This is a genomic window from Stenotrophomonas sp. 3(2025), assembly GCF_052665395.1.
Genome location: NZ_JBQOIF010000007.1, coordinates 181,742 through 195,685 on the forward strand (window position 1 = coordinate 181,742; position 13,944 = coordinate 195,685).

At 66.4% G+C, this 13,944-nt stretch carries 14 protein-coding genes; 10 read left to right on the forward strand and 4 right to left on the reverse strand.

Annotated features, from left to right (window positions below):
* The first annotated feature begins 6 nt into the window (after positions 1-6).
* From trmD to ACUXVE_RS07990, 5 genes are all read left to right on the forward strand, one after another.
* Entirely contained in the window at positions 7-765 is a 759-nt protein-coding gene (gene trmD / locus ACUXVE_RS07970; protein WP_025873819.1) for a tRNA (guanosine(37)-N1)-methyltransferase TrmD, read from the forward strand.
* A 151-nt stretch (positions 766-916) separates the two neighbouring features.
* On the forward strand, positions 917-1,318 hold the full coding sequence (gene rplS, locus ACUXVE_RS07975) for a 50S ribosomal protein L19 (protein ID WP_025873818.1): 402 nt from the start codon (positions 917-919) through the stop codon (positions 1,316-1,318).
* Between the two features lie 81 nt (positions 1,319-1,399).
* On the forward strand, positions 1,400-1,774 hold the full coding sequence (locus ACUXVE_RS07980) for a DUF6404 family protein (protein WP_445514169.1): 375 nt from the start codon (positions 1,400-1,402) through the stop codon (positions 1,772-1,774).
* Positions 1,775-1,850: 76 nt separating this feature from the next.
* Positions 1,851-2,285: a DUF1801 domain-containing protein gene (locus ACUXVE_RS07985; protein ID WP_222390263.1), complete on the forward strand. Its 435-nt coding sequence runs from the start codon at positions 1,851-1,853 to the stop codon at positions 2,283-2,285.
* A 34-nt stretch (positions 2,286-2,319) separates the two neighbouring features.
* On the forward strand, positions 2,320-2,727 hold the full coding sequence (locus tag ACUXVE_RS07990; protein WP_445514170.1) for a DUF1801 domain-containing protein: 408 nt from the start codon (positions 2,320-2,322) through the stop codon (positions 2,725-2,727).
* An 81-nt stretch (positions 2,728-2,808) separates the two neighbouring features.
* On the opposite strand, the gene ACUXVE_RS07995 is transcribed toward ACUXVE_RS07990, so the two are convergent.
* Entirely contained in the window at positions 2,809-4,281 is a 1,473-nt protein-coding gene (locus ACUXVE_RS07995) for an MATE family efflux transporter (protein ID WP_140227526.1), read from the reverse strand.
* A gap of 62 nt (positions 4,282-4,343) precedes the next feature.
* On the opposite strand from ACUXVE_RS07995, the gene ACUXVE_RS08000 reads away from it, so the two are divergent.
* Positions 4,344-4,583 (forward strand): hypothetical protein, encoded by a 240-nt coding sequence (locus tag ACUXVE_RS08000; RefSeq protein WP_025873813.1) that lies wholly within the window; start codon positions 4,344-4,346, stop codon positions 4,581-4,583.
* A 9-nt stretch (positions 4,584-4,592) separates the two neighbouring features.
* Complete coding sequence (locus ACUXVE_RS08005; protein WP_025873812.1) at positions 4,593-5,000, forward strand: RNA-binding S4 domain-containing protein; 408 nt, start codon at positions 4,593-4,595, stop codon at positions 4,998-5,000.
* Between the two features lie 84 nt (positions 5,001-5,084).
* Here the strand turns inward: ACUXVE_RS08005 and katG are convergent, their stop codons facing one another.
* From katG to mutS, 3 genes are all read right to left on the reverse strand, one after another.
* Entirely contained in the window at positions 5,085-7,325 is a 2,241-nt protein-coding gene (gene katG, locus ACUXVE_RS08010) for a catalase/peroxidase HPI (RefSeq protein ID WP_445514171.1), read from the reverse strand.
* A 144-nt stretch (positions 7,326-7,469) separates the two neighbouring features.
* Positions 7,470-8,093, reverse strand: a complete 624-nt coding sequence (locus tag ACUXVE_RS08015) for a DUF937 domain-containing protein (protein ID WP_208081971.1) — start codon at positions 8,091-8,093, stop codon at positions 7,470-7,472.
* A 119-nt stretch (positions 8,094-8,212) separates the two neighbouring features.
* Positions 8,213-10,768 (reverse strand): DNA mismatch repair protein MutS, encoded by a 2,556-nt coding sequence (gene mutS, locus ACUXVE_RS08020; protein WP_445514172.1) that lies wholly within the window; start codon positions 10,766-10,768, stop codon positions 8,213-8,215.
* 202 nt (positions 10,769-10,970) lie between these two features.
* Between mutS and ACUXVE_RS08025 the strand changes: the two genes are divergently transcribed.
* From ACUXVE_RS08025 to ACUXVE_RS08035, 3 genes are all read left to right on the forward strand, one after another.
* Positions 10,971-12,866, forward strand: a complete 1,896-nt coding sequence (locus tag ACUXVE_RS08025; RefSeq protein WP_258014820.1) for an integrase — start codon at positions 10,971-10,973, stop codon at positions 12,864-12,866.
* An 11-nt stretch (positions 12,867-12,877) separates the two neighbouring features.
* Complete coding sequence (locus tag ACUXVE_RS08030; protein ID WP_445514173.1) at positions 12,878-13,651, forward strand: nucleotide-binding protein; 774 nt, start codon at positions 12,878-12,880, stop codon at positions 13,649-13,651.
* A partial coding sequence (locus ACUXVE_RS08035; protein ID WP_445514174.1) for a hypothetical protein occupies positions 13,648-13,944 on the forward strand: 297 nt, incomplete at its 3' end. The genes ACUXVE_RS08030 and ACUXVE_RS08035, both read left to right, overlap by 4 nt.

Here is a 13,944-nt window from a genome sequence, read left to right on the forward strand (position 1 = left end):
GTGAGCATGCGTTTCGACGTCATCACCCTGTTCCCCGATTTCCTCGCCCAGTCCGCTGGGCTGGGCGTGGTCGGCCGTGCGCAGGAAAAGGGATTGTTCAGCCTGCATGGCTGGAATCCCCGTGACTACGCCGAGGGCAACTACCGCCGGGTGGACGATCGTCCGTTCGGCGGTGGCCCGGGCATGGTGATGCTGATCGAACCGCTGCAGGCCTGCCTGCAGGCGATCCGTGAGGCCGATCCGACGCCTGCGCGGGTGATCCATCTCAGCCCGCAGGGCGCGCCGTTGACCCAGGCCAAGGTGCGGGAACTGGCGGCATTGCCGCGCATGGTCCTGCTCTGCGGCCGCTATGAAGGCATCGACGAGCGCTTCCTGGCCGCCAATGTCGATGAGGAGATTTCCCTCGGCGACTATGTGCTGTCCGGCGGCGAGCTGGGGGCGGCGGTCATCATCGACGCGGTGGCCCGGCTGCAGGAAGGCGCCTTGAATGACGCCGAATCCGCGGCGCAGGACAGTTTCGAGGGCGACCTCGGCCTGCTCGACTGCCCGCATTACAGCCAGCCGGCCCAGCATCCGCTGGGGGACGTGCCGGACGTGCTGCGCTCGGGCAACCATGCCGCCATCGCCGCCTGGCGCCGGCAGCAGTCGTTGATCCGTACCGCACAGCGGCGCCCGGACCTGCTGGATGAACAGGCGCTGGGCAAGGCCGACCGCAAGCTGCTGGCCCTGGCCCGCCAGGTCCCGGCGGAAAAGGGCAAGGTCTAGCGCCAGCCCTGCTTTATCGGCTATCATGGCCAATTACGCCGGCCCCGGCCGGTGCGCAGTACCCAAAACAAACGTGCAGCACAGTCCGGTGACTGCATGAGCCCACGCTGTCGAATGACACGCCCACCCGAACAATGAATCGGTGTAACCCATGAGCAAGCTGAACAAGTCCATCGTCGCGGAATTCGAATCCGCCCAGATCACCCGCGAACTGCCGCAGTTCAGCCAGGGCGACACCATTGTCGTCAACGTGAAGGTGAAGGAAGGTACCCGCGAGCGCGTGCAGGCCTATGAAGGCGTTGTCATCGCGACCAAGAACGGCGGCCTGAACTCCTCGTTCACCGTGCGCAAGATCTCGCACGGCTACGGCGTCGAGCGCGTGTTCCAGACCCACAGCGCCATCATCGACTCGGTCGAAGTGAAGCGCCGTGGCAAGGTCCGCGCCGGCAAGCTGTACTACCTGCGTGGCCTGGAAGGCAAGGCTGCCCGCATCAAGGAAGATCTGGCTGCTGCTGCCGCCGCCAAGGCTGCCCGTCTGGCAACCAAGGGCTGATAAACAACTTCGGTTGTTGCCGCGACGGCCGCCTTCGGGCGGCCGTTTGCGTTTGTGCTGCCGCCTCGTTAGTTTCAGTGGATGGATGAGAGCGACCATCGATACCCGGCGGACATCCAAGTGGCGCTGCGCTTCCTGGACCGTTCCGGGGTGCCACGGAGGGAAGCGGCCCCCTTGCTGCACCGCATGCTGTGGCGGCTGGGTGTCGCGCTGCCGCCGCCGGTACTGGCCGGTTTCCTGACCAATACGCTGCTGCAGGGCCTGCTGTTTGGCGTGTTCTGGACGGTACTGATGTGGCTGCTGTTGTGGCAGGGCAGGGCCCCGGCGCTGGAACTGCTGTTGCTTGCCGGGGTGGCGGCAGGCGTGATGTTCGGCCTGGTGATGGCCACCCTGATGTGGTTCCTGCGCGGGGCCCGCAAGCTGCCCACCTGGCGGCAGTTCCGCAGCAGCCTCTGAGACCATGGCGCAGTGCGCCGTGACCGCTGCCGGGCGGCGGCGTACGCTCGGGCCTTCGACCCTCATGGCCCCTGCGATGCCCGCCAAGCGACCTGCCAGCAGTGCCGCGCCGAAGCTGCTGTCCGGCGGTAACCCGCAGATCGCCAAGGGCGAGGGCGATGCGCCTGTGCAGGCCTACATCGCCGCCATGCCGGACTGGAAGCGTGCTGTCGGTGCACGTCTTGATGCACTGATCGAACAGGCCGCGCCCGGCGTGCACAAAGCAGTGAAATGGAACTCGCCGATGTACGGCATCGCCGCCGGTGAGGGCTGGTTCCTCAGCTTCCATTGCTTCACCCGCTACATCAAAGTCGCGTTCTTCCGCGGCGCGCTGTTGCAGCCTGTTCCGCCTGAACCGTCCAAGAGCGTCGACACGCGCTACCTGCACATCCTTGAGGACGAGCCGCTGGACGAGGCGCGGTTCCTCCACTGGGTGCGGCAGGCCAGCCGGCTGCCTGGCGAACGCATGTAATCCCCCAGGTTCTTTCCCCGAACGAGACCACGCGATGGCCACGCAGAAGTCCGATCCCGCAGATGCCGCTCTCCCCGCTGCCGCCCTGATTGACGCCCGCATCGCCGAGCTCGCTGATTGGCGCGGCGACATCCTCGCCCGCGTGCGCGCGCTGATCCACGAGGCGCTGCCGGACGTGGAGGAAACCTGGAAATGGCGCGGCACACCGGTGTGGGAACACAACGGCATCCTGTGCACCGGCGAAACCTACAAGCAGGCGGTGAAGCTGACCTTCGCCCACGGCGCCGCGTTGCCGGACCCGAAGTGCCTGTTCAATGCCAGCCTGGAAGGCGGCACACGCCGCGCGATCGACGTCCACGAAGGCGAAATGCCCAACGCTACGGCGCTGAAAGCACTGCTGCGCGCCGCCGCCAGGCACAACGCGGAAAAGAAAAAGCGGTAGTGCGGCCGCTGGCCGGCAACTGCGCGATGTTTGCGACGTCCATGGAATTGCCGGCCAGCGGCCGGCACTACCGGTGCATGTTCAACGCGGTGGGCTGGTTTCCAACGCCGCATCCGGGTCGGCCACCGGCGAAGGCGGACAAGCGGGAATCTCCGAGGGCGTGGCGAGTTCTTCGGCATGCACCGGTGTACTGATCATCTTCGCCTTGCGCCAGCCACCCCAGCGGTAATACGCCAGCGACAGCAGCATCGACACCAGCGAGCCGGCCGGGAAACTCCACCAGATCGCATCGGCACCCCAGTACGGCTGCAGGAATTCGGCGAACGGCACGCGCACGCCCCACAGCGACGCGGCCAGGATCAGCAGCGGCGGCAGCACCGCGCCGGTGGAGCGCACCACGCCGGAGATCACGAAGCTGACGCCGAAGAACAGGAACGAACCGATCACGATGTGGTTCAGGTGCCGCGCGATCTGCAGCGACTCGCTGCCCTGCGGCAGGAACAAGGCCAGCGAATACTGGTCCAGCAGCACCAGCGGCAGGATCAACGCGCCGGTCAGCAGGAAGTTGAACGCGATGCCCTGGCGTGCGGTACCGCGCACGCGATCCCAGCGCTGCGCACCTACATTCTGCGCGGCCATCGACGAACACGCCGCACCGATCGCCATCGCCGGCATCTGCACGTAGTTCCACAGCTGCAGCGATGCACCGTAGGCCGCACCGGTGTCGGTGCCGTACTGGTTGACCATCGTCATAAGCATGATCACCGACAGCGAGATCAGCACCATCTGCAGGCCCATCGGCACGCCCTTGACCACCAGCGCACGCAGGATGGTCATGTCCAGCTTGAACAGGTGCATGTCGGCGCGGCCCAGCCACAGCGTGTGCCGCTTGTGCCGCATGTACAGCAGCAGGCCGGCCAGCGACAGCGTCTGCGACACCAGCGTGGCCCAGGCCGAGCCGGCGATGCCCAGTTCCGGGAACGGCCCCATGCCGAAGATCAGCACCGGGTTCAGGGCGATGTCCAGCACCACCGAGACCAGCAGGAAGCGGAACGGCGTGCGCGAATCACCGGCACCGCGCAGCGCCGCACTGAGGAAGGCGAAGGCGTACAGCGTCGGCATCGCCAGGAAGATGATGCGCAGGTAGGCCTCGGCCAACGGCAGCGAGGCGGCAGGCGTGCCCATCGCCGCCAGCAGCGGGTGGGCCAGGAACCAGCCGGCGATGGCGATGATGACTGACAGGCCGATGAAGAACGTGGCGCTGGTGCCGACCACGCGTCGTGCCTGGGCGATGTCGCGCGCACCGATGGCCTGGCCGATCAGGATGGTCGAGGCCATGCCGAAGCCGAACACCGAACCGATCAGGAAGAACATGATGTTGTTGGCGTTCGCGGTCGCGGTCAGTGCCGCTTCGCCAAGGAAGCGCCCCACCCATACCGCATTCACCGAGCCGTTCAGCGACTGCGCGATGTTGCCTGCCAGGATCGGCAGCGCGAACAGCAGCAGGTTGCGGCCGATCGGGCCGGAGGTCAGGTCAAGCGGCGCTTTGGCCATGGAGTGGTGATCGATTGCCGGGAGGCGCACACTAGCATCAAGCCGGTTTGCAGGATGTGGCAATGCATCAACCACAACAGGCGATGCGGATGATCGTGGCGGCCTTGATCGCAGCGGCACTGGCCGCATGTTCGTCGGGTGACCGGCTGGGTGATACCCAGGTGCGGCCGACCGACCGCCCCGAGTGCCTGGTCGGCAGCCAGCGCCAGGATCTGGCGGCCGGCACGCCGGCATTGATCGGGGGCAGCGGCTGCCGCACCGACCCCGACAATCCGCGCCCCCTGAACAAGCGAACGGAGTAGTCCCCACCGATGTCCGAGCTTTCCCCGTTGGCGCCCAGCGTCCGTCTGGACATCTGGTTGTGGGCGGCCCGCTTCTTCAAGACCCGCAGCCTGGCCAAACAGGCGATCGAGACCGGCAAGGTATCCGTGGCCGGGCAGCGTCCGAAATCCTCGCGCGCAGTACGCGTGGGAGAGCAGCTGCTGGTCGATCGCGGTGAAGAACACTTCGAGATCCAGGTACTGGGCCTGAGCGACCAGCGCGGTCCGGCGCCGGTGGCGCAGCAGTTGTATGCCGAGAGCGAAGCCTCCAAGGCCCGCCGCGCCGAACAGCGTGCGCTGCGCATTGCCGCGCGTGATGGCTACCAGGCACCGGAGCACAAGCCGGACAAGCGCGCACGCCGGTTGATCCGTGCATTGGGTGATATCGACGCCCTGTGACGGCGCCGCCCGGGCGCTGGTAGTCGCCCACCTCGGTGGGCGTTGTGCCAGGTGCCAACCAAGGTTGGCACCTGGCATATCCGATCAACCGTGCAGGTCGTAGCGATCCAGCTCCATCACCCGGGTCCAGGCGGCGATGAAATCCTGCACGAACTTCTTCTCGCCATCGGCGCTGGCGTAGACCTCGGCCAGGGCGCGCAGCACGGCGTTGGAGCCGAACACCAGGTCGGCACGGGTGCCGGTCCAGCGCGCAGCGCCATCGCTGCGGCCGCGGCCTTCATAGCTTTCGCGACCGGTCGCCTTCCAAGTGGTGCCCATGTCCAGCAGGTTGACGAAGAAGTCGTTGCTCAGCGTGCCGGGACGGCTGGTGAACACGCCGTGCCTGCCGCCGTCAGCATTGGCGCCGAGCACGCGCAGGCCACCGACCAGGGCGGTCATTTCCGGTGCGGTGAGGGTCAGCAGCTGTGCCTTGTCGATCAGCAGCGCCTCACCCGGCACGCTGTAAGCGCCCTTGAGGTAGTTGCGGAAACCATCGGCAGCCGGTTCCAGCACCGCGAACGATTCGACGTCGGTCTGTTCCTGGCTGGCATCGGTGCGGCCCGGAGTGAACGGCACGCTCAGGTCATGGCCGCCGGCCTTCGCTGCCTGCTCGATGCCGACGCCACCGGCCAGCACGATCAGGTCGGCCAGCGACACCTGCTTGCTGCCCGCGCCGTTGAACTCGGCCTGGACCTTTTCCAGCGCGGCCAGCACCTTGGCCAGCTGCTGCGGCTGGTTCACCGCCCAGTCCTTCTGCGGTGCCAGGCGCACGCGTGCACCATTGGCGCCACCGCGCTTGTCCGAACCGCGGAAGGTCGAGGCCGAGGCCCACGCCGTGGACACCAGCTCGGCCACGCTCAGGCCGGTCGCTGCGATCTTCTGCTTCAGCGCGGCGATGTCCTTGGCGTCGATCAACGGGTGCTTGGCTTCCGGCACCGGGTCCTGCCAGATGAATTCCTCGGCCGGAATCTCCGGGCCGAGATAGCGCGCACGTGGGCCCATGTCGCGATGGGTCAGCTTGAACCAGGCGCGGGCGAAGGCATCGGCGAAGGCCTGCGGATCAGCAAGGAATTTCCGCGAGATCTTTTCGTAGGCCGGGTCCATGCGCAGCGACAGGTCGGTGGTCAGCATGGTCGGGCGGTGCTTCTTCGACGGATCGTGCGCATCGGGAATCACCGCATCCGCATTCCTGGCGACCCACTGGTGCGCGCCGGCCGGGCTCTTGCTCAGTTCCCATTCGTTGCCGAACAGGATCTCGAAGAAGTCGTGGCTCCACTGCGCGGGGGTGCGGGTCCAGGTGACTTCCAGGCCGCTGGTGATGGTGTCGCCGCCCTTGCCGCTGCCGAAGCTGTTGGCCCAGCCCAGGCCCTGGCTTTCCAGGCCCGCTGCTTCCGGTTCCTTGCCGACGTGGTCGGCCGGGCCGGCACCATGGGTCTTGCCGAAACTGTGGCCACCGGCGATCAGGGCGACGGTTTCCTCATCGTCCATCGCCATGCGGCCGAAAGTGTCGCGGATGTCATGCGCGGCCAGCACCGGATCGGGATTGCCATCCGGGCCTTCCGGGTTCACATAGATCAGGCCCATCTGTACGGCAGCCAGCGGGTTTTCCAGTTTGCGCGAGTGCACGTCGCCGTCAGCATCGTCATCGGACACCAGCACGCCGTGGCCCTCTTCCACGCCCTCCGAGCCGTGCTTGTAGCGCACGTCGCCACCGAGCCAGGTGGTCTCGCGGCCCCAGTACACGTCCTGGTCCGGCTCCCAGGTATCGGGACGGCCGCCGGCAAAGCCGAGCGTCTTGAAGCCCATCGATTCCAGTGCGACGTTGCCGGTCAGGATCAGCAGGTCGGCCCAGGAAATGGCCTGGCCATATTTCTGCTTGATCGGCCACAGCAGGCGGCGTGCCTTGTCCAGGCTGACGTTGTCGGGCCAGCTGTTGAGCGGAGCGAAGCGTTGCTGGCCACGACCACCGCCACCACGGCCGTCACCGATGCGGTAGGTGCCGGCACTGTGCCAGGCCATGCGGATGAACAGCCCGCCGTAGTGGCCGAAGTCGGCTGGCCACCAGTCCTGCGAGTCGGTCATCAACGCCTTCAGGTCGGCCTTCAGGGCGCTGTAGTCCAGCCCGTTGAAAGCCTTGGCATAGTCGAAGCCCGCATCAAGGGGATTGGAGCGCGTGGAGTGCTGGTTGAGCAGGTCCACGCGCAGCTGGTTCGGCCACCAGTCGCGGTTGGTCGTCGCATCACCGACGACGGCATGGTTGAACGGGCACTTCGCTTCGCTTTTCATGGGTCTCTACCTGTGGGCTGGCGAATGAGGGAATCAGATCGCTTACCCACCATAGGCATCGCCTAACCATGGGTAAATTCGATTGATTCAACCGATGCGATAGTGGATGCCTATGGTGGGCGGCGCTTGCATCGTTGTGCGCGATCAGCGCTTGAGCAGGCCCGCGCCGAGCTTGAACAGATCGCTGGCGCCGAACTGGCCATCGCCGTCCTGATCGAGCGCACCGCCGAGCAGGCTGCCGATGCCGCCGCCGGAGTGCTGTGCTTCCTGCCCCAGGGCCTGGCTGAGCTGGCCGGCGTTGCCGCTCTGGGCAAACCGCTGGGCCAGGAACGACATGACGATGGGGGCCAGGATCGCCAGCAGCTGGCTGGACCTGCCGCTGTCCAGGCCGGTCTTCTGGCCCAGTACTTCGGCCGCCTGCGAGGTCTGCCCACCGAACACGTGGCCGAGGATGCCGGCACCGTTGGTGGCGTTGCCGCCGCCACCGCCCATCACCGCGCCGAGGATGCTGCCGATGTCGAAACCGCCGCCAGCACCACCACCGCCGCCCGAACCGAGGTGGTCGCGCTGCAGGGCATTGAGGAGGGACTGCGCACCCTGCGGCTCGCTGGCGTTCTGGCCCATCGCGCCGAGCAGCAGCGGCAGCGCGCTGCCGACGGCCTGGGTAGCCTGGCTGCTGTCCAGGCCGAGCTGCTGCGAGACCTGCTGCAGGCCTTGGCCCTGCTGCAGCTGCTGAAAAAGGGATGCAGCGAGGGATTCGGTGTTCATGGCGGTCTCCGATCTGTGAAGGACGAACCGCCCGAGCATAACGCCGTGTACACGACGGCAATGCGAAGGCTTCATGGCGGGCGTCCGCCGGGCAGGGCCGGCGGAACCTGCGCCCTGCCTTACAGCAGCGCCTTCAGCCGGTACAGCGCTTCCAGTGCCTGCTTTGGGGTCAGCTCGTCCGGGTCGATCGCGGCCAGCGCCTCCTGCGCCTTGTTCGGCGGGGCGGCAAACAGCCCGAACTGCTGCGGGGCATCCAGCGCCTGCGGGGCGAGTTCGGCGGCATGGCTTTCGCCGCCGCGCTGCTCCAGTTCCGCCAGGCGACGGCGCGCCTGGGCCACGGTGGCACGCGGCAGGCCGGCCAGTGCGGCCACCTGCAGGCCGAAGCTGCGGTTGGCCGGGCCGTCCTTCACCGCATGCATGAACACCAGCGCCTCGCCGTGCTCGACGGCATCCAGGTGCACGTTGGCGATGCCGCTGCGGCCCCCCTCGTGCTGTTCGTCGGCCAGCGCGGTCAGTTCGAAGTAATGGGTGGCGAACAGCGTGTAGCAGCGGTTCTCGTAGGCGAGATGGCGCGCCACCGCATCGGCCAGGGCCAGGCCGTCGTAGGTGGAGGTACCGCGGCCGATCTCGTCCATCAGCACCAGCGAATGCGCGGTGGCGTGATGCAGGATGTAGCTGGTTTCGGCCATCTCGACCATGAAGGTCGACTGCCCGCGGGCAAGGTCGTCGCCTGCGCCGATGCGGGTCAGGATGCGGTCGATCGGGCCGATCAACGCGCGGCTGGCCGGCACGAAGCTGCCGATGTGGGCCAGCAGCACGATCAGCGCGTTCTGTCGCATGTAGGTCGACTTACCGCCCATGTTCGGGCCGGTGATGACCAGCATGCGACGGTCTGGGTGCAGGTCCAGGTCGTTGGGCTCGAACGGCTGGTCGCGCACGGCTTCGACCACCGGGTGGCGACCGCGCTCGATGTTCAGGCACGGCTCGGCCTGCAGCTCCGGGCGCGCCCAGTCCAGCGCCTGCGCACGTTCTGCGAAGGCGGCCAGCACGTCCAGTTCGCTGAGTGCGGCAGCACACTGCTTGAGCGGCTCCAGCTGGGTGCCCAGCGTGTCCAGCAGCTGCTCGTACAGGTACTTCTCGCGCGACAGCGAACGGTCGCGGGCGGACAGCACCTTGTCCTCGAATGCCTTCAGCTCTTCGGTGATGTAGCGCTCGGCGTTGGTCAGCGTTTGCCGGCGGGTGTAATGCACCGGCGCACGGTCGGACTGGCCCTTGCTGATTTCGATGTAGTAGCCGTGCACACGGTTGTAGCCGACCTTCAGGGTGGCGATGCCGCTGCTCTCGCGCTCGCGCTGCTCCAGGTCGACCAGGAACTGGTCGGCGTGCGTCGACAGGCGGCGCAGCTCATCCAGCTCGGCGTCGAAGCCATCGGCCAGCACGCCACCATCGCTGAGCTTGAGCGGCGGCATTTCGGCAATGGCGCTGGCCAGCAGGTGCGCGCACTCGTCGTGTTCGCCGAGCGCGGCGTGCAGGGTCTGCAGGCGCGGTGAATCCAGCGGTGCCAGCACCTCGCGTACGGCCGGCAGCAGGCCGAGGCCATCGCGCAGGGTGGAGAAGTCGCGCGGCCGTGCCGAGCGCAGGGCAACGCGGGTGAGGATGCGTTCCAGGTCGCCGAGGCGGCGGAACTGTTCGCGGATATCTGCGTCCGCGCCGCGGTCGATCAATGTTTCCACCGCGTGGTGTCGCTGCGACAGCACCTCGCGCAGGCGCAGCGGCCGATGCAGCCAGCGGCGCAGCAGGCGGCCGCCCATCGGCGTCACCGTGCTGTCGAGCACGCCGAGCAGGGTATTGCGGGTATCGCCGTCGACGCGGGTGTCCAGCTCCAGATGGCGCCGCGTTGCCGCGTTCATCGCGATCGCTTCGCCGGCGGTTTCCATCGAAATGGAGGTCAGGTGCGGCAGGCGCTGCTTCTGGGTTTCCTCGACATAGCCGAGCAGGGCGCCGGCAGCGGCCGTGGCGCGCGGCTTGTCGTCGATGCCGAAGCCGCTCAGGTCATGCAGCTTGAAGAAGTTCAGCAGCTGGCGGCGGCCACTGTCGGCGTCGAACAGCCAGGGTGCGCGGCGACGCACGCCGCTGCGCTGGCGCAGGAACTCCGGCCAGTTCTCCTCATCCGGCACCAGCAGTTCGGCCGGCTCCAAACGCGCGAGTTCGGCCTCCAGCGCGTCATCGGTGTCCACTTCGTTGACCAGGAAACGGCCGCCGGCCAGGTCGGCCCAGGCCAGGCCATAGCCGCTCTTGTTGCGCGACAGGGCCATCAGCAGGGTGTCGCGACGCTCGTCCAGCAGCGCTTCGTCGGTGACCGTGCCGGGGGTGACGATGCGCACCACCTTGCGTTCGACCAGCCCCTTGGCCAGTGCCGGGTCGCCGATCTGTTCGCAGATCGCCACCGATTCGCCCAGCGCGACCAGTCGTGCCAGATAGCCCTCGTAGGCGTGCACCGGCACGCCGGCCATCGGAATCGGTGCACCACCCGAGCTGCCACGCTGGGTCAGGGTGATGTCGAGCAGGCGCGCGGCCTTGCGCGCGTCGTCGTAGAACAGCTCGTAGAAGTCGCCCATGCGGAAGAACAGCAGCAGGTCCGGATAGTCGGACTTGGCTGCGAAGAACTGCTTCATGAGGGGCGTGTGCTCTGCACTGGCCTTCGATGCAGACGGTTTCGCTTTTGAATCAGTAGTTTGCAAGAGAACTTCCTACGGTTTGTAGCGGTCGATCCCGGCAGCTGACGGCAAGTAACGGGGTTCTTCGTTGCGCCGCAGTTGCGGTGATCACTCAAAGAGGATCAAATCGATGTTGCGACGGACAGACGGCGGATCGACCATGGATACGGTTGTTGCGACGCAGGCAGAGGCCCCGCGTCGCCGAGGCACCAAGTTTAAGCTGACCTACCGCCAAATCTGCGAACTGAGCGTGGCCAAAGGCCCGGTCGAAGGCAAGCAGGGAAGGGTGGTCATCGCCCCTCGACTGCCCGAAGACGCCGGGAAGCCTTACCGCGTCCTGGACGGCAATCAGGGCGCGCCAACGGGCTTTGGCTTCTACGTGGGCACCACCCGCACCACTTACGAAGTCGTGGTCCGAGGCCCGGCCGGGGTTCGTCGGTTCTCCCTGGGCAGCGTCACCGACATCGGACCGGAGCAAGCCTACGAGCTGGCGCGACGGAAGTTGGCGGTCGTTCGAGAAACGGGCGAGCATCCTTCGAAGGAAGAGGCCCGAGCCGAGCAGCTGGTTGAGCTGAAGGGGCTGACGCTGGCGGATTGCTTTGCGGCCTACGTTGAGGACCTGCAGAAGCGCGTGCGCAACAAGAAGGCCAAGCCCGCAAGCATCCGAGCGATCCAGGACAGCCTGGCGCGGTTTGCCCGCCCGGAAGTCGGGCTGGCGGATAAACCGATCCTTCAGCTGTTGGACAAGGACATCCACCGTGCGTTCGACGGCCTGCGGCGATCGTCCATGGTGCGCTCCAACCGGATCCCCACCCCGATGCGCCAAGCGCTGGCTGATCAGCCGGATTGGGCCGCACTTTCCACGCAACAGCTCGAAGCGTTGGGCGTGACCGGGAAGTACATCCAGCGAGTCAAAGCGGCGGGTCTAGCATCGACCGAGCACGCGTTTACGGACGCCAAGAGAGCGATCGACCTGGTGCTGAAGCGGGAACGCAAAGCGGCGGCTCAGCAGCAGCGGGAGCCGGTGCTGCGTTACAACCCGTTCCAAGTCATCCACGACGACGACATGCTGCGGGACTCGCAAGCACTTCGCCGGCACTACGAGCGCGCGGAAGTGCGCAATCCGTTGGGGGACGACACGCTGCCCACCGTCCTGAAGGTGATCTTGGCCAGGCGGGACGAGCAGGGCGGCTTGAACGCCACCGGCGCGGACTACCTGCTGCTGACCCTGCTCTGGGGCACCCGCCGCGGCGAGGCCGCTCCCCTGCGCTGGTTTGACCGGTGCTCCCCGGGCGAGCTGCGCCAGTCGGAAGTGTCCTGGGTCTGGTTGGCAGCACCGGATGAGGTCAACCCTTACACTAGGCGGGCAGGGTCCCAGGTCTACCTGTTTGACACCAAGAATGGCGAGGAGCGCTACCTGCCGGTGGCCTACTTTGCTGAAAAGATTTTGCAGCGGCGGTTCGACGAGCGCGCGGACGAAACCAAGCTCAAGCAAGACTTGGCGGACGCGGAAGAAGTGTTGGGCGCCGCTCGAGCCAGGCGTGCACGCAGGGATCTGCTGGACCGGCTGGAAAAAGAGGTGGAGAGGGCACGCCGCGCGCTGGCCAAAACCATGTTTGTATTCCCGGCCCGATCGGACCGAAGCACGACGGGGCACTACTCGGACAGCAAGAGCATCGTGGCAAACGTGCGCCGGGACGCGGGGTTGCTCGATCTGCGGGCAGAGGTGGACATTGGTCTGACCCTCCACGATCTGCGCCGGACGCTCGGCCGTTACGCCGCCCTCCTGTTCGGCGAAAGCCGAATCGTGTCCCAACTGCTCCACCACAGAACGTTGGGGCGAGGCGAGGATCGAATGGCCGCTGTATCGGAACGCTACACCGAGCAGGAGTGGTCCAAGCTCCGCGAGGCCATGGGCCGGGTTGAAGAGCACATGGTGGCCACGAGTCCCCGTGTATGGAACCGCTTGAAGGGCACGGACAAGCCCCGCCTGGACGAGTCCGGCGATGCCCCAGTCTCGATTTTCTCAGCAAGAAACCGGCGCGACGCCCAGTAAGGAGCGACTCAATGGAATGCCAGCGTAAAGAAGAGGACTACCTGGAGCTGCGCTCTGCGGCACTGGATGCTGAGCTGAACAAAGCTGCCGCAGGCTTGCCGCCTCCTACGATCAGCACCAAGGCAGCGGCGCGTTACCTCGGAGTCCACTTCGACACGCTTGGGGATTGGCGCCGCCGAACGCCTCCGGCAGGGCCGCCTTTCGTCAAAGGTGCCGGCCGCGCTGGAGGAGGGGCGAACGAGCACGTTCGTTACCCCTACACGGAACTTGTGGCTTGGCAGGCCTCACGCGTGGGGCGCAGTGTCAAAGAGCGTCGCCTGATCGATGAACTGGACGCAGCCCAGCAACGGGTCCGTGAGCTAGAAATCGAATTGGCCTTGCGGCAGGCGCGGGACGATGCCAGCCGACTTCAGAAGAAGTTGGGGCGCATCGCATCGCTGGCCACGCTCGATGACATCGCCGTGGTTACCCATGAGTGGGCACTGGTGGATGGCCGGGTGGCCGGCCATGTCTTGGTGGTGAGCGACGATGTGCTGAGCGGCGCACTTGAACGGGGCGATGTATGGGATGCCACGATCGAGGTGGCCCTGCAGGCGCCCTGGGGCGACGGGGAGACGCGTGAGCCCTACCACGCCGCCTACGCCAACGTGCTTCAGATAGTTATGCAAGAACTCCGCGAAGCCAAGGCTGCCCAGCAGGCAAGCGATTTGGAGGCGCGTTGGGCGCCGGGGGCGGTGTCTGGCAATTCGGCTAGGCCTTTCGCCCGGCACACGGAGGCGTCATGACCGCTGGAACTGAACTGGAAAGGGAGGTGATGGGCCTGCGCCCAGGACGGCGTCCAGCCCAGCCCAAGCCAATCGAACTGACCCATGCAGAAGAGCTGGAGTTGGCGAAAGCGAAGGCCGGGCGGGTTGAATGGGTCGGCCCGGGGGTTGCCGCGTATATCCTTGGGATTTCAAAGGAAGCTCTCAAGAAGCGTCGACTCCGTGGCGAGGGCGTTGTGATCTGGCTCCCTGAAAACGGACGCCATGAAGCCGTTTCAGGCGGCAGCCCTGAGCTGCCGGGCGTAGGCATTGGG

Excerpts from the sequence above, each read along its gene's own strand:
- ACUXVE_RS07980 (WP_445514169.1), top strand. The coding sequence starts at position 1,400 with ATGGATGAGAGCGACCATCGATACCCGGCGGACATCCAAGTGGCGCTG.
- ACUXVE_RS08025 (WP_258014820.1), top strand. The coding sequence starts at position 10,971 with ATGGATACGGTTGTTGCGACGCAGGCAGAGGCCCCGCGTCGCCGAGGC.
- ACUXVE_RS08030 (WP_445514173.1), top strand. The coding sequence starts at position 12,878 with ATGGAATGCCAGCGTAAAGAAGAGGACTACCTGGAGCTGCGCTCTGCG.
- ACUXVE_RS07985 (WP_222390263.1), top strand. The coding sequence starts at position 1,851 with ATGCCCGCCAAGCGACCTGCCAGCAGTGCCGCGCCGAAGCTGCTGTCC.
- ACUXVE_RS07990 (WP_445514170.1), top strand. The coding sequence starts at position 2,320 with ATGGCCACGCAGAAGTCCGATCCCGCAGATGCCGCTCTCCCCGCTGCC.
- mutS (WP_445514172.1), bottom strand. The coding sequence starts at position 10,768 with ATGAAGCAGTTCTTCGCAGCCAAGTCCGACTATCCGGACCTGCTGCTG.
- trmD (WP_025873819.1), top strand. The coding sequence starts at position 7 with ATGCGTTTCGACGTCATCACCCTGTTCCCCGATTTCCTCGCCCAGTCC.
- ACUXVE_RS07995 (WP_140227526.1), bottom strand. The coding sequence starts at position 4,281 with ATGGCCAAAGCGCCGCTTGACCTGACCTCCGGCCCGATCGGCCGCAAC.
- ACUXVE_RS08015 (WP_208081971.1), bottom strand. The coding sequence starts at position 8,093 with ATGAACACCGAATCCCTCGCTGCATCCCTTTTTCAGCAGCTGCAGCAG.
- ACUXVE_RS08005 (WP_025873812.1), top strand. The coding sequence starts at position 4,593 with ATGTCCGAGCTTTCCCCGTTGGCGCCCAGCGTCCGTCTGGACATCTGG.
- katG (WP_445514171.1), bottom strand. The coding sequence starts at position 7,325 with ATGAAAAGCGAAGCGAAGTGCCCGTTCAACCATGCCGTCGTCGGTGAT.
- rplS (WP_025873818.1), top strand. The coding sequence starts at position 917 with ATGAGCAAGCTGAACAAGTCCATCGTCGCGGAATTCGAATCCGCCCAG.
- ACUXVE_RS08000 (WP_025873813.1), top strand. The coding sequence starts at position 4,344 with ATGCATCAACCACAACAGGCGATGCGGATGATCGTGGCGGCCTTGATC.